Source organism: Pseudomonas sp. EU05-FHT14B02, from assembly GCF_058791055.1.
Genome location: NZ_JBYTDD010000005.1, coordinates 121,335 through 133,992 on the forward strand (window position 1 = coordinate 121,335; position 12,658 = coordinate 133,992).

The 12,658-nt window shown below is 61.2% G+C and carries 10 protein-coding genes; 5 read left to right on the forward strand and 5 right to left on the reverse strand.

Annotated elements, in window-relative coordinates:
* Positions 1 to 31: 31 nt before the first annotated feature.
* From AC3WTM_RS07230 to kdpF, 5 genes are all read right to left on the reverse strand, one after another.
* Positions 32 to 2,683, reverse strand: coding sequence for a DUF4118 domain-containing protein (locus tag AC3WTM_RS07230; protein ID WP_102671956.1), 2,652 nt, complete (start codon positions 2,681 to 2,683; stop codon positions 32 to 34).
* A 133-nt stretch (positions 2,684 to 2,816) separates the two neighbouring features.
* On the reverse strand, positions 2,817 to 3,362 hold the full coding sequence (gene kdpC, locus AC3WTM_RS07235) for a potassium-transporting ATPase subunit KdpC (protein ID WP_102671978.1): 546 nt from the start codon (positions 3,360 to 3,362) through the stop codon (positions 2,817 to 2,819).
* A gap of 136 nt (positions 3,363 to 3,498) precedes the next feature.
* Positions 3,499 to 5,559 carry a potassium-transporting ATPase subunit KdpB gene (gene kdpB, locus AC3WTM_RS07240; protein ID WP_102671957.1) on the reverse strand — a complete coding sequence of 687 codons (2,061 nt, stop codon included), beginning with the start codon at positions 5,557 to 5,559 and terminating at the stop codon, positions 3,499 to 3,501.
* Positions 5,560 to 5,569: 10 nt separating this feature from the next.
* Positions 5,570 to 7,264 carry a potassium-transporting ATPase subunit KdpA gene (kdpA, locus tag AC3WTM_RS07245; RefSeq protein ID WP_102671958.1) on the reverse strand — a complete coding sequence of 565 codons (1,695 nt, stop codon included), beginning with the start codon at positions 7,262 to 7,264 and terminating at the stop codon, positions 5,570 to 5,572.
* A gap of 8 nt (positions 7,265 to 7,272) precedes the next feature.
* Entirely contained in the window at positions 7,273 to 7,362 is a 90-nt protein-coding gene (gene kdpF, locus AC3WTM_RS07250) for a K(+)-transporting ATPase subunit F (RefSeq protein WP_007899818.1), read from the reverse strand.
* Positions 7,363 to 7,706: 344 nt separating this feature from the next.
* Here kdpF and rfbB point away from each other — a divergent pair, with 344 nt between their 5' ends.
* The 5 genes from rfbB (at position 7,707) to AC3WTM_RS07275 (ending at position 12,509) form a co-directional block, all read left to right on the forward strand.
* Positions 7,707 to 8,789, forward strand: coding sequence for a dTDP-glucose 4,6-dehydratase (gene rfbB, locus AC3WTM_RS07255; RefSeq protein ID WP_102671979.1), 1,083 nt, complete (start codon positions 7,707 to 7,709; stop codon positions 8,787 to 8,789).
* Complete coding sequence (gene rfbA, locus AC3WTM_RS07260; RefSeq protein ID WP_102671959.1) at positions 8,786 to 9,661, forward strand: glucose-1-phosphate thymidylyltransferase RfbA; 876 nt, start codon at positions 8,786 to 8,788, stop codon at positions 9,659 to 9,661. The genes rfbB and rfbA overlap by 4 nt, the downstream gene beginning before the upstream one ends.
* A gap of 46 nt (positions 9,662 to 9,707) precedes the next feature.
* On the forward strand, positions 9,708 to 10,577 hold the full coding sequence (gene rfbD, locus AC3WTM_RS07265) for a dTDP-4-dehydrorhamnose reductase (RefSeq protein WP_102671960.1): 870 nt from the start codon (positions 9,708 to 9,710) through the stop codon (positions 10,575 to 10,577).
* 258 nt (positions 10,578 to 10,835) lie between these two features.
* Positions 10,836 to 12,200 (forward strand): ethanolamine permease, encoded by a 1,365-nt coding sequence (eat, locus tag AC3WTM_RS07270; protein WP_102671961.1) that lies wholly within the window; start codon positions 10,836 to 10,838, stop codon positions 12,198 to 12,200.
* A 141-nt stretch (positions 12,201 to 12,341) separates the two neighbouring features.
* Positions 12,342 to 12,509, forward strand: coding sequence for a DUF2897 family protein (locus AC3WTM_RS07275; protein WP_007985427.1), 168 nt, complete (start codon positions 12,342 to 12,344; stop codon positions 12,507 to 12,509).
* Positions 12,510 to 12,658 lie beyond the last annotated feature (149 nt).

Sequence of the window (12,658 nt, forward strand, 5' to 3'; positions counted from 1 at the left end):
AAGAAGTGGCAAGAGAGTAGCGCAAGCGCGATCAGGCTTCACTTTCGTATCCCGGCTGAGCCTGTAGCGGCAGGTGCAACGTGATGCAGGTGCCACGCCCCTCGATTCCGTCGGCGACGCTGATCCGCCCGCCATGGGCACCGACCATGCCCTGACAAATCGCCAGCCCCAGCCCGGTACCCTGCCCGCCACGATCACCCCGGGCCGCGGTATAGAACATGTCGAAAATCTTCGCCCGCTCCTCTTCCGGAATCCCCGGCCCCTCATCACAGACCGAGAAAAACAGCTCACTGTCATCGGCCCCGGCGCGCAATTGCAAACGCCCGTGGGGTGGCGAAAACCGCGCGGCGTTTTCCATCACGTTGACCAGTGCCTGTTCGATCAGCGCGGCATGCACATACAGCAACGGTAACTCGGCCGGCACCTCGGTGCTGACCTGCAACGGCGCAAGGACTGCCCGCAGGCGATTGCGCGCACTGCCGACGATGTCTGCCGGTGACACCCAGTCCCGCGCCAGCTTCAAGGCACCATGGCCGAGGCGCGTCATGTCGAGCAGGTTTTGAATGTAGCGGTCCAGGCGCTCGGCTTCATCGCGGGTGCCTTCGAGCAGCTCGCGTCTGTCCTCCAGCGGGATCGCTTCCCCCAGGGCCAGCAGGCTGTCGATACTGCCGCGCATGGACGTCAGCGGTGTACGCAAATCATGGGACACCGACGCCAGCAAGGCGCTGCGCAGTTGCTCGGTTTCGCCGTGCAGCCGCGCCGCTTCCAGATCATCGGCCAGTTGCGCCCGGGCCAGCGCCTGGGCCAATGGTTGGCTGAGCGCCGTCAACAAGCGTCGGCGCTGGCCACTCAGGGTCTGGCCTTCCCTGGCGCACACGCCAAGCAACGCCAGCGGGCCGTCTTCTACCGACAATGGCCACCACCACCAGCGACCGAACGGCAAAGTACCGGTGCCTGCACCGGCGGGTTGATCGTGCTGCCAGGCCCAATCAGCAGCGGCGCGCTCGGCCTCGCTGAACTCCAGGGGGCCACCGGTTTCGACTTTCCAGCCGTTTTGCCCGTCGCGATTGAGCAGGCACAATTGCACATCGCTCCAACCATTGAGGTGCTGGGCGGCCGCACTGACCACAGCCTGACGGTCAGTGGCGGCAGTAAGTTTGCGTGAAAGGTCGAGCAGTTCGGTGGTCTCTTCCTGGGTATCGCGCAATGCCTGCAATTGCCTGCGCTGGCGCGCCGCAAGGTTGCCGGTGAGGGCCGCCATCAGCAGGAAAAACAGCAAGGTCAGCACGTCTTCTTCGCGCTGGATGCTGAAAGAGAAATTCGGTGGAATGAACAGGAAGTCATAGGTCAGGAACGACAGCGCCGCACAGGCCAGCGCCGGCCCGAGGCTGCTGCGCACAGCCACCAGCAACACCGCCGCAAGGAACACCAGGGAGATGTTCGGCAGCGGCAGCACGCTCGCCACCGCCCAGGCCAGGGCGCTGGCCAGAACCGTCGCCACCACGGCCAATGCGTAGTCGAACCAGACCAGTGAGTGCATCGACCGCCGATGGGGTTGAAGCTGTTGATGATCGCCGTCGAGAACGTTGATCTCCAGCCCCCGTGCATTACGCAGCAGTCGCGCCGCCAGTCCGCCACCGAACAGACGTCGGCGCAGTCTCGGCCGGGACTGGCCGACCAGCACCAGGCTGGCGCGGCGTTCGGCGGCATGCTGGATCAGGGTTTTCGCCACTTCACCGGCGCGCAGCAACACCACTTCACCGCCCAATCGTTCGGCCAGTTGCTGGGCGCTCTGCAGACGCAGGCGGGACTGCTCATCACGCACACTGCCGTTGTCCACGTGCACCAGGCTCCAGGGCAAGTGCCGCCGCTGGGCCACGCGACTGGCATGCCGCACCAGGCGTTCGGCCTGGGCATCGCCGTCGACTCCTACCAGCAAACGCCCGCGCACCGCCGGCGCCGCTTGCCCCAACTGACGATACCCTTGGGCCAGATCATTATCGACTTGAGCCGCCGCGGTTTGCATCGCCAGTTCGCGCAGGGCCGTCAGGTTGGTCTGGGAAAAGAACGCATCGATGGCCGCCCGCGCCTGCTCCGGCACATAGACCTTGCCATCGCGCAATCGCTCCAGCAGCTCCCGTGGTGGCAAGTCGATCAGCAGCAGTTCGTAGGCTTCCTGCAATACCCAGTCCGGCAGGGTTTCGCGGACCTGCACGCCGGTGATGCCGCGCACCTGGTCGTTGAGGCTTTCCAGATGCTGGACGTTGACTGTGGTGTACACGTCAATGCCGGCGGCGAGCAGTTCCTGAATGTCCTGCCAGCGTTTTTCGTGACGGCTGCCCGGTGCGTTGGTGTGCGCCAGTTCGTCGACCAGCACCAGTTTCGGTTTGGCGAGGAGCAGACCGTCGAGGTCCATTTCTTCGAGCAACACGCCACGGTACTCGGAACGCACCAACGGCTGCTGCGGCAAGCCGCCGAGCAGTGCTTCGGTTTCGGCCCGGCCGTGGGTTTCGACGACGCCGGCGATAACCTTCACCCCTTGGCGCAACTGGGTGTGGGCCGCCTGCAGCATGGCGTAGGTCTTGCCGACACCCGGCGCGGCACCGAGAAACACTTTGAGCCGGCCACGGCCGTCGCGGGGCAGGTCTGCTAACAGCGCGTCGGCGCGGCCGGAGTTGCTCATGTATGAAGCTCTCTTTTTTTCTGGAATTGATATATCAATTGTTCTGACGCCTTCGCGAGCAGGCTCGCTCCCACAATTTGGAATGCGTACTCCTGTGGGAGCGGGCTTGCCCGCGATTGGCCGCGCCTCTGATTTACAGGTTTTCCAGCGCTCGATTCAACTCAAGCACATTCACCACCGGCGGGCCTACCAATGGTTGCTCGATGTGGGCGTCCAGCAGTTGTTGCAGGGTCGCTACTGGCAGATTGCGCGCCATCGCGACACGCGCCAGTTGATAGGCAATCGCCGTCGGTGGCAAGTGCGGATCGAGACCGCTGCCGGACGTAGTGAGCAGCGCCAATGGAACCGGTCCCTGGCCTGGCACCAGCAGTTTGCTGGCATCGTCGATCACCCGCGTCGCCAGCACCGGATTGCTCGGCGACAGGTTGCTGGCACTGCTCGACACGGTGGCAAAGGCACCGGCCGAAGGACGCGGATGGAACCAGGCGTCGCCGACGAAATCCTGAGCGATCAGAGAGGACCCGCGGACCTTGCCCTCGGCATCCCGCACCAGGCTGCCGTTGGCCTTATCCGGGAACGCGACCTGGGCCACGCCGGTGACCACCAGCGGATAAGCGACGCCGGTGATCAGCGTCATCAGGACAAGCAGGCTCAGGGCCGGGCGTATCAATGTGGACATTTGAAAATCCTCGAATTCACAGAAAAAACCTGTAGGAGTGAGCTTGCTCGCGATGCAATTGAGCGCGCCGCGTACAGTCAGGACGCACTCGTTATTGTTAACCACCATCGCGAGCGAGCTCCTACAGGGGGGGCAGTCAAACCAGATGCAACGCCGTCAACAGCATGTCGATCGCCTTGATGCCCACGAACGGCACAAGAATTCCGCCCAAGCCGTAGATCAACAGATTGCGCCGCAACAACGCTGCCGCACTCGCCGCATGAACCCGCACACCGCGTAGCGCCAGCGGAATCAGCACCACAATGATCAGGGCGTTAAACACTATCGCCGAGAGAATCGCGCTCTGCGGGCTGCTCAGGTGCATCACATTGAGCACGCCCAGTTGCGGATAGATCGCGGCGAACAGCGCCGGCAGGATTGCGAAATACTTGGCCACGTCGTTGGCGATGGAAAAGGTCGTCAGCGCACCGCGGGTGACCAGCAACTCCTTGCCGATCTGCACCACGTCCAGCAGCTTGGTCGGATCGCTGTCGAGGTCGACCATGTTGGCCGCTTCACGGGCCGCCTGCGTGCCGTCGTTCATCGCCATGCCGACGTCCGCCTGGGCCAGGGCCGGGGCGTCGTTGGCGCCGTCGCCGCACATGGCGACCAGACGACCGTCGTTTTGCTCGTGACGAATGCGTGCCAGTTTTTTCTCCGGCGTAGCTTCGGCCAACACATCGTCCACCCCCGCCTCAGCGGCGATGGCAGCGGCGGTCAACGGGTTGTCGCCGGTGACCATGACGGTGCGGATCCCCAGTTTGCGCAACTCGGCGAAACGCTCGCGGATACCGGGCTTGACCACGTCCTTGAGGTGGATCACCCCGAGCAACTTGCCGTCGGCACACACCAGCAACGGGGTGCCGCCGCTTTGGGCGATCTTGTCAATTTCACGGGACAGGGCCGGTGCCAGATCAGCACGCTTGAGGCCAACGAACGCCAGCAACGAATCCACCGCGCCCTTACGGTACACGCGCCCCTGATAGTCGACACCGGACAACCGGGTTTCGGCACTGAATGGCACGGCTGTCAGCACCTCAGCGGACGGTTCCGGTTGCGGATGGGTGCCGCGCAGGTACTCGACGATCGACTTGCCTTCCGCAGTGTCGTCAGCCAGCGAGGCGAGCAACGCGCCTTCGGCCAACTCCCCGGCTGTCACGCCAGGCGCGGCATATACCGCCGAGCAACGACGGTTACCGAAAGTGATGGTTCCGGTCTTGTCCAGCAGCAGGACGTGCACGTCCCCCGCCGCTTCCACCGCACGACCGGACTTGGCGATCACGTTCAGGCGCACCAGGCGATCCATACCGGCGATACCGATGGCCGACAGCAAGCCGCCGATGGTGGTTGGAATCAACGTGACCAACAGCGCCACCAGGAACACCAGCGGCAGGCTGCCGTTGGCGAAATGGGCGAACGGCTGCAGGGTCACTACAACCAGCAGAAAGATCAGGGTCAGGCCGATCAGCAGGATATCGAGCGCCACTTCGTTTGGGGTCTTCTGCCGTTTGGCGCCTTCGACGAGGGCGATCATGCGGTCCAGGGTCGACTCACCGGGGTTGGCGGTGATCTTCACCAGCAGCCAGTCGGACACCAGCCGAGTGTTGCCGGTGACGGCCGAACGGTCGCCACCGGACTCGCGAATCACGGGGGCCGATTCACCGGTGATCGCCGCTTCGTTGACCGCCGCGATGCCTTCGATCACCTCGCCGTCACCGGGGATCATCTCCCCGGCTTCGACGCGCACCACATCCCCTTTTCGCAGATTAGCGGCGGGCACCACCTGAAAGCTGCCGTTGCCGGTCTTGCGCCGGGCACTGAGGCCTTCGCTGCCGGCCTTGAGGCTGTCGGCACGGGCCTTGCCGCGACCTTCGGCCAAGGCCTCGGCGAAGTTGGCGAACAGGACGGTGAACCACAGCCACACAGCGATTTGCGCGGCGACGAAAGTCGGCACTGCGGTGTCTGGAATGAAGCACAGCACGGTGGTCAGGATCGCCGTCAGTTCGACCACCAGCATCACCGGCGCACGCTGCAACTGCCGTGGGTCGAGTTTGACGAAAGCTTGCAGCAGCGCCGGGCGCCACAGAGCCGAGATCGCGGTTTTTGGTTGTTCCGGCGCTTTGACGGTGGCGACCGGTTTAGTTACGGGCATATTCATCATCAGATCCTCAGAAGCCCATGCTCAGATGTTCAGCAATCGGACCCAACGCCAACGTCGGCAAGAAGGTCAAACCACCCACCAGCAAAATGGTCACGGTCAGCAGGGTCACGAACAGCGGGCCGTGGGTCGGGAAGCTGTTCTGCCCGATCGGGGCGGTTTTCTTCATCGCCAGGCTGCCGGCCAAGGCCAGGACCGGGAGGATGTAGCCGAAGCGACCGATCAACATGCCCAGGCCCAGCATCAGGTTGTGGAAGGGGGTGTTGGCGCCGAGGCCAGCGAAAGCGGAACCGTTGTTGGCGCTGGCCGAGGTGTAGGCGTAGAGCAGCTGACTGAATCCGTGAGGCCCTGGGTTGCTCACCGCAGCCACCGGGCCTGGCAGGCTGGCAGCGATCGCGCCGAGCACCAGTACGCCAATCGGCATGACCATCAGGGTCACCACCAGCAATTGCACTTCCCTGGCTTGCAGTTTCTTGCCGAGGTATTCCGGAGTACGACCAATCATCAGGCCGGCGAGGAACACCGCAATCAGCACGTTGAGCAACATCCCGTAGAGCCCGGCACCGACGCCGCCGAAGATCACTTCACCGACCATCATGTTGACCATCGCCACCATGCCACTCAGTGGATTGAGGCTGTCGTGCATGCCGTTTACCGAACCGTTCGACGCGGACGTAGTGGTCACCGACCAGAGCACGGTGGCGGTGGTGCCGAAACGCGCCTCCTTGCCTTCCAGCGGCGCGGTCTGTTCGACAGCGACGTTGTTCAAGGCCGGGTTAGGTTGGTATTCAGCCCACAGCGAGGTCGCGCCGCCGATCAGGAACAGCGCCAGCATGCAGGCGATGATCGCGCGACTCTGACGCAGGTCCTTTACGTAGTGACCGAAGGTGAACACCAGTGCCACCGGGATCAGGATGATTGAGGCCACTTCGAACAGGTTGCTCCACGCCGTCGGGTTCTCGAACGGATGCGCCGAGTTCACGCCGAAGAAGCCACCACCGTTGGTGCCCAATTGCTTGATCGCAATCTGACTGGCAGCCGGCCCGAGCGGGATCACCTGGTCAACACCCTGCATCGTCACCGCGTTCACATACTGCGCGAAGGTTTGCGGCACGCCCTGCCAGACCAGGTACAGCGCCAGCAGCAGGCACAGCGGCAGCAAGCCGTAGAGGGTGGCGCGGGTCATGTCGACCCAGAAGTTGCCCAGAGTCCGGGTGGATTTGCGGCCGATGCCGCGACACAGCGCGACAAGTACCGCCAGACCGGTGGCGGCGCTGACGAAGTTCTGCACGGTGAGGCCTGCCATCTGACTCAAGTAGCTCAGGGACGCTTCGCCGCTGTAGGCCTGCCAGTTGGTGTTAGTCATGAAGCTGACGGCGGTGTTGAACGCCAGCGTCCACTCCTGACCCGGCAGGTTCTGCGGGTTGAGCGGCAGGCGGTCCTGGAACAACAGGATCGTGAACAGCAGCAGGAAACCCGCGAGGTTGAAAGCAATCAAGGCCAGGGCGTATTTCTGCCAGCTCTGTTCGGCTTGCGGATCGACGCCGGCCAGACGATAACAACCACGTTCGACCGGACCGAGAATCGGCGTCAGCCAGGTGCGCTGCCCCTCCATCACCTTGTAGTAAAAACGCCCGAGAAACGGCGCCGGGACCAGAACCAGGGCAAAAAAACCGAGGATCAGCCAATAGTCATAACTGTGCATAGCCGCTCCTAGTTCCGGTCCGCGCGCAGCAGCGCAACCAACAGATAAATGAACAGCCCCACTGCCAGCAGCAGCGACACCCCGTCCAGAACGCTCATGGAAGTTCTCCGTGTTACGGCGTATTGCCGTGTGTGGAGTCATTGTCTGGAAGGTGGCTGTAAAGGAACGAGATCGAGGGTGCCCGCAGGGAATAAAGAAAGCGTAAAGAGTGGGTTTACGCGGGGGTTACAGGGGGCGGGAAAGCGTTCCAGTACGGAAAAAAACCAGGAGTGTCGTACGTAGAGCGTTAAATTGTGCTCGAGAGTAGTGAGTGCTGGTTGCAAGTCATGGATAATCCGGCCAAATGACGCGACGCAACCGAATGGGGTCAGGATCTCTTGCACCTCCCCGCTTGCGCCTGCAAGCTACCTCTATTCGCATTACTGAAGAAGGCTGGCCCAACGTGCGTATCCTTATTACCGGCGGAGCCGGTTTCATAGGCTCGGCCCTTGTCCGCGAGCTGATTCAACACACTGAGCATGAAGTGCTCAACCTGGACAAACTGACGTATGCCGGCAATCTCGAGTCGCTGACCAGTATTGCCAACGACACTCGCTACGAGTTCGTTCAGGCCGATATTGTCGATCAGGCGACCGTCAGTGCAGTACTGGCGCGCTTTCAGCCTCACGCGATCATGCACCTGGCAGCGGAGTCCCACGTCGATCGTTCCATCGACGGGCCATCGGAATTCATCCAGACCAACATTGTCGGCACCTACAGCCTGCTTGAAGCCGCCCGAGCCTATTGGCAAGCCCTCTCGGAACCTGAGAAAAGCACCTTCCGCTTTCATCACATTTCCACTGACGAGGTTTACGGCGACCTGCACGGTGTCGATGATCTGTTCACGGAAACGACGCCCTACGCGCCGAGCTCACCCTACTCCGCCAGCAAGGCAGCGTCCGACCACTTGGTCCGCGCCTGGCAGCGGACCTATGGCTTGCCGGTCCTGCTGACCAATTGCTCGAACAATTACGGGCCGTTCCACTTCCCCGAGAAACTGATTCCGCTGGTCATCCTCAATGCGTTGGCCGGCAAGCCGCTGCCGGTGTATGGCAATGGCCTGCAAGTGCGCGACTGGCTGTTCGTCGAGGATCACGCCCGTGCGCTGCTCAACGTGGTGACCACCGGCACCGTCGGCGAGACTTACAACATCGGCGGGCATAACGAACAAAAGAACATCGACGTGGTGCGTGGCATCTGCGCCCTGCTCGAAGAATTGGCACCGCACAAGCCCGAGGGCGTTGCGCATTACGCCGACCTGATCACGTTCGTCCAGGATCGCCCTGGGCATGACCTGCGTTACGCAATCGACGCCAGCAAGATTGAACGCGAACTGGGCTGGGTGCCCGAAGAGACCTTCGAAACCGGCCTGCGCAAAACCGTTCAATGGTACCTGGACAATTTGGAATGGTGCCGCCGCGTTCAAGACGGCAGCTATCAGGGCGAACGCCTTGGCGCCATCAATCCCAAGGAGCTGCTCGCATGATGAAAGGCATCGTTTTGGCGGGTGGCTCGGGCACGCGCCTGCACCCGATTACCCTTGGAGTGTCGAAACAGCTGTTGCCGGTCTACGACAAGCCCATGATCTACTATCCGATCTCGGTGCTGATGCTGGCCGGCATCAAGGATATTCTGCTGATCTCTACCCCGCAGGATCTACCTCAGTATCGCAATCTGCTGGGTGACGGCAGCCAGTTCGGGGTGAACTTCACCTTTGCCGAACAGCCATCACCGGACGGTCTGGCCCAGGCCTTTCTGATTGGCGAAGAGTTCATTGGCGATGACCCTGTGTGCCTGATCCTGGGCGACAACATCTTCCATGGTCAGCACTTTGGCGAACAATTGCAGAACGCGGCAAAACGCACCTCCGGCGCCACCGTGTTCGGCTACTGGGTCAAGGACCCCGAGCGCTTCGGCGTGATTGATTTCGACAGCGATGGCCGTGCCCTTTCGATCGAAGAAAAACCGAAAGCGCCGAAATCCAGTTATGCCGTTACCGGCCTGTACTTCTACGACAACGATGTGATCGAGATCGCCAAGGCGGTGAAACCTTCGCCTCGCGGCGAGCTGGAAATCACAGACGTCAACAATGCCTATCTGCAACGTGGCGATCTGCAGGTCGAGCGTTTTGGTCGAGGTTTCGCCTGGCTCGACACCGGCACCCACGATAGCTTGCTCGAAGCCTCTCAGTACGTGCAGACCATCGAACACCGCCAGGGTCTCAAAGTCGCCTGTCTCGAAGAGATCGCCTATGAAAACGCCTGGATCAACCGCGAACAGTTGATGGAGCGCGCCCGGTACTTTGGCAAAACCGGGTATGGCCAGTACCTGGCCAAGCTGGCAGGGGAAGAGCAATGAACCTGTGTGAGCCCGATTCGCCCGGTAACGAGACTGGACTGTTCCCGTGAAAATACTCATCAATGGCCGACACGGTCAGGTTTCACATGAATTGCAACAGCGGCTGGGGGCTGTCGGCGAACTGGTCGTATTGGGTCGCGATCAGCTCGATCTCGCGCAGCCCGATCAGATTCGCCATCAAGTGCAAAACATTCGACCCGATCTGATCATCAACGCGGCGGCCCATACAGCGGTTGATCTGGCAGAAAGTGAACCGCAATCAGCCTTTGCCATTAACGCCGTAGCTCCCGGCATCCTTGCCGAAGAAGCGCTGGCTCTCGACATCCCGTTGATACATTACTCCACGGACTATGTATTCGACGGGATGAAAGCCGGACCTTACAACGAGGACGACACGCCCAACCCGCTCGGGGTGTACGGCAAGAGCAAGCTGGCCGGCGAACAGGCCATCAGGGACGTGCAAGGTCAATATCTGATTCTGCGTACCAGCTGGGTCTACTCGACTCATGGCCGCAATTTTCTACTGACGATGCAACGTCTGCTGCAAGAGAAACCTGAGTTACGTGTAGTCGCCGATCAAATCGGTGCACCTACATGGGCCGGTACAATCGCCAATAGCACCCTTGCCCTGATTCAACGCTGGCAGACGAGTCAGGTTACCAACTGGGGTACTTATCACCTGAGCGCTCAAGGTGAGACCTCCTGGTTCGGCTTCGCCCAGGCGATCGGTGAAGCGCTGCGACAACAGGGCAAGCCCTGCGCCGACCTGTTACCGATCCCGTCCAGCGACTACCCGACACCCGCAGCCCGGCCGCTCAACTCGCGCCTGGATTGCAGTCGCTTGCAACGCGACTGGGGTGTCAGTCAACCAGACTGGCAAACGGCGTTGCGCGAGTGCCTCAATCTGCAAGCCTGAATATCAACCGCTGCCCGCACCGGCATTGAAACACCAAGCCTGCGCGTTGCAGCGGTGTGGGGAGCGGGTATGCGGGCTTGCTCGCGAAAGCCGCATTTGAAACCGGCGCGCCCCTGACTGACGCACAATATTCGCGCATCCAGTGGCGAACATCCCCGATACGACAGCTTTCAGCCCATTACGACGTGCAATCGCGAAATGGCACGCCCACTGCACTGGCCTCCCCTGAGCTTTCCAAACCACTCAGGGAGCAAACCCATGAACACACAACTCAAACCCACGCTGGGCACCTTGCACCTGTGGGGCATTGCGGTCGGGCTGGTGATTTCCGGAGAGTATTTCGGCTGGAGCTATGGCTGGGGCGTGGCCGGAACCTTGGGCTTTCTGGTGACTTCGTTCATGGTCGCCACCATGTACACCTGCTTCATTTTCAGCTTCACCGAACTGACCACCGCCATTCCTCACGCTGGCGGTCCCTTTGCCTACAGTCGTCGCGCCTTTGGCGAGAAAGGCGGCTTGATCGCCGGACTGGCGACACTGATCGAATTCGTCTTCGCCCCACCGGCGATTGCCCTGGCCATCGGCGCCTACCTCAATGTCCAGTTTCCTGCCTTGGACCCGAAACACGCGGCAGTCGGTGCCTACCTCGTATTCATGGGCCTCAACATCCTCGGCGTGAAACTGGCAGCGACCTTCGAACTGGTGGTCTGCGTGTTGGCGGTCGCTGAATTGCTGGTGTTCATGGGCGTGGTCGCACCGGCATTCAGCTTCAGCAACTTCGCGCTCAATGGCTGGGCCGGCTCCGACGTGTTCGGCGCCCCGGCGATTGCCGGGATGTTCGCGGCCATCCCCTTTGCCATCTGGTTCTTCCTCGCCATCGAAGGCGCAGCCATGGCCGCCGAAGAAGCCAAGGACCCGAAACGCACGATTCCCAAGGCTTACATCAGCGGTATTCTGACCCTTGTGCTGCTGGCGATGGGTGTGATGTTCTTCGCCGGTGGTGTCGGTGACTGGCGCACCCTGTCGAACATCAACGACCCGCTGCCGCAGGCAATGAAAACCGTGGTCGGCGAAAGCTCGGGCTGGCTGCACATGCTGGTGTGGATCGGCCTGTTCGGCCTGGTGGCGAGTTTCCACGGGATCATCCTCGGCTACTCGCGGCAGTTCTTCGCCCTCGCCCGGGCCGGTTACCTGCCGGCGTCCCTGGCCAGATTGTCGCGTTTTCAAACCCCGCACCGGGCAATCATCGCCGGCGGTGTGATCGGCATTGCAGCCATCTACAGCGACGGCCTGATCAACCTCGGCGGCATGACACTGACCGCCGCGATGATCACCATGGCCGTGTTCGGCGCCATCGTGATGTACATCATGAGCATGCTCAGCCTGTTCAAACTGCGTAAAACCGAGCCGAACCTGGAGCGCACCTTCCGCGCCCCGTGCTACCCGCTGGTGCCGTTCATTGCACTGATGCTGGCGGTGGTGTGCCTGGTGGCGATGGCCTGGTTCAACACATTGATCGGCCTGATCTTCCTGGGGTTCATGGCGGCCGGTTTCCTGTACTTCATGCTAACCGCTCAATTGCGCGCCGACGCACCGGCGGATGCGATGTTGACCGGACATTGAAAGCGTTCGAGTGAACCTTGAACAACAGGCATAGAATGGGGGTAATAGCGATGGAACTGCGACAAAACCCCATCACTCAAAGTGGTATGCACGATCGGTTGGCGAACCCTCGCCAACCCGCCTGCTTTCAAGGAGAGTCCTATGCCCTGGTATGCCTGGTTGATTCTGGTCGTTGCCATCGGCTCGATCGTTGGTGGTCTGATGCTGCTGCGCGACACCGCCAACAAGGTCGAACTGACCGAAGAGCAACGTAAGCGCGTCGCCGAACGCAATGCGGAAATGGACGCCAAGGAAGCGCAGGACCGCTGACTGAAAACCCCGCTTGGAACGGCGGGGTTTGTTTTTGCGTGAAAGCACCTGAAATCATGCCGCTTTTGACCCATATCGAAGCATCTGCATGTTTTTTAGAAGTAGAAGTACAGTCACCATGCAATTTTCATTGGTTAATATGTCCGCAT

Bases quoted from the DNA above. Each gene is read 5' to 3' on its own strand.
- AC3WTM_RS07230 (WP_102671956.1), bottom strand. From the start codon at position 2,683: ATGAGCAACTCCGGCCGCGCCGACGCGCTGTTAGCAGACCTGCCCCGC.
- kdpC (WP_102671978.1), bottom strand. From the start codon at position 3,362: ATGTCCACATTGATACGCCCGGCCCTGAGCCTGCTTGTCCTGATGACG.
- kdpB (WP_102671957.1), bottom strand. From the start codon at position 5,559: ATGAATATGCCCGTAACTAAACCGGTCGCCACCGTCAAAGCGCCGGAA.
- kdpA (WP_102671958.1), bottom strand. From the start codon at position 7,264: ATGCACAGTTATGACTATTGGCTGATCCTCGGTTTTTTTGCCCTGGTT.
- kdpF (WP_007899818.1), bottom strand. From the start codon at position 7,362: ATGAGCGTTCTGGACGGGGTGTCGCTGCTGCTGGCAGTGGGGCTGTTC.
- rfbA (WP_102671959.1), top strand. From the start codon at position 8,786: ATGATGAAAGGCATCGTTTTGGCGGGTGGCTCGGGCACGCGCCTGCAC.
- eat (WP_102671961.1), top strand. From the start codon at position 10,836: ATGAACACACAACTCAAACCCACGCTGGGCACCTTGCACCTGTGGGGC.
- AC3WTM_RS07275 (WP_007985427.1), top strand. From the start codon at position 12,342: ATGCCCTGGTATGCCTGGTTGATTCTGGTCGTTGCCATCGGCTCGATC.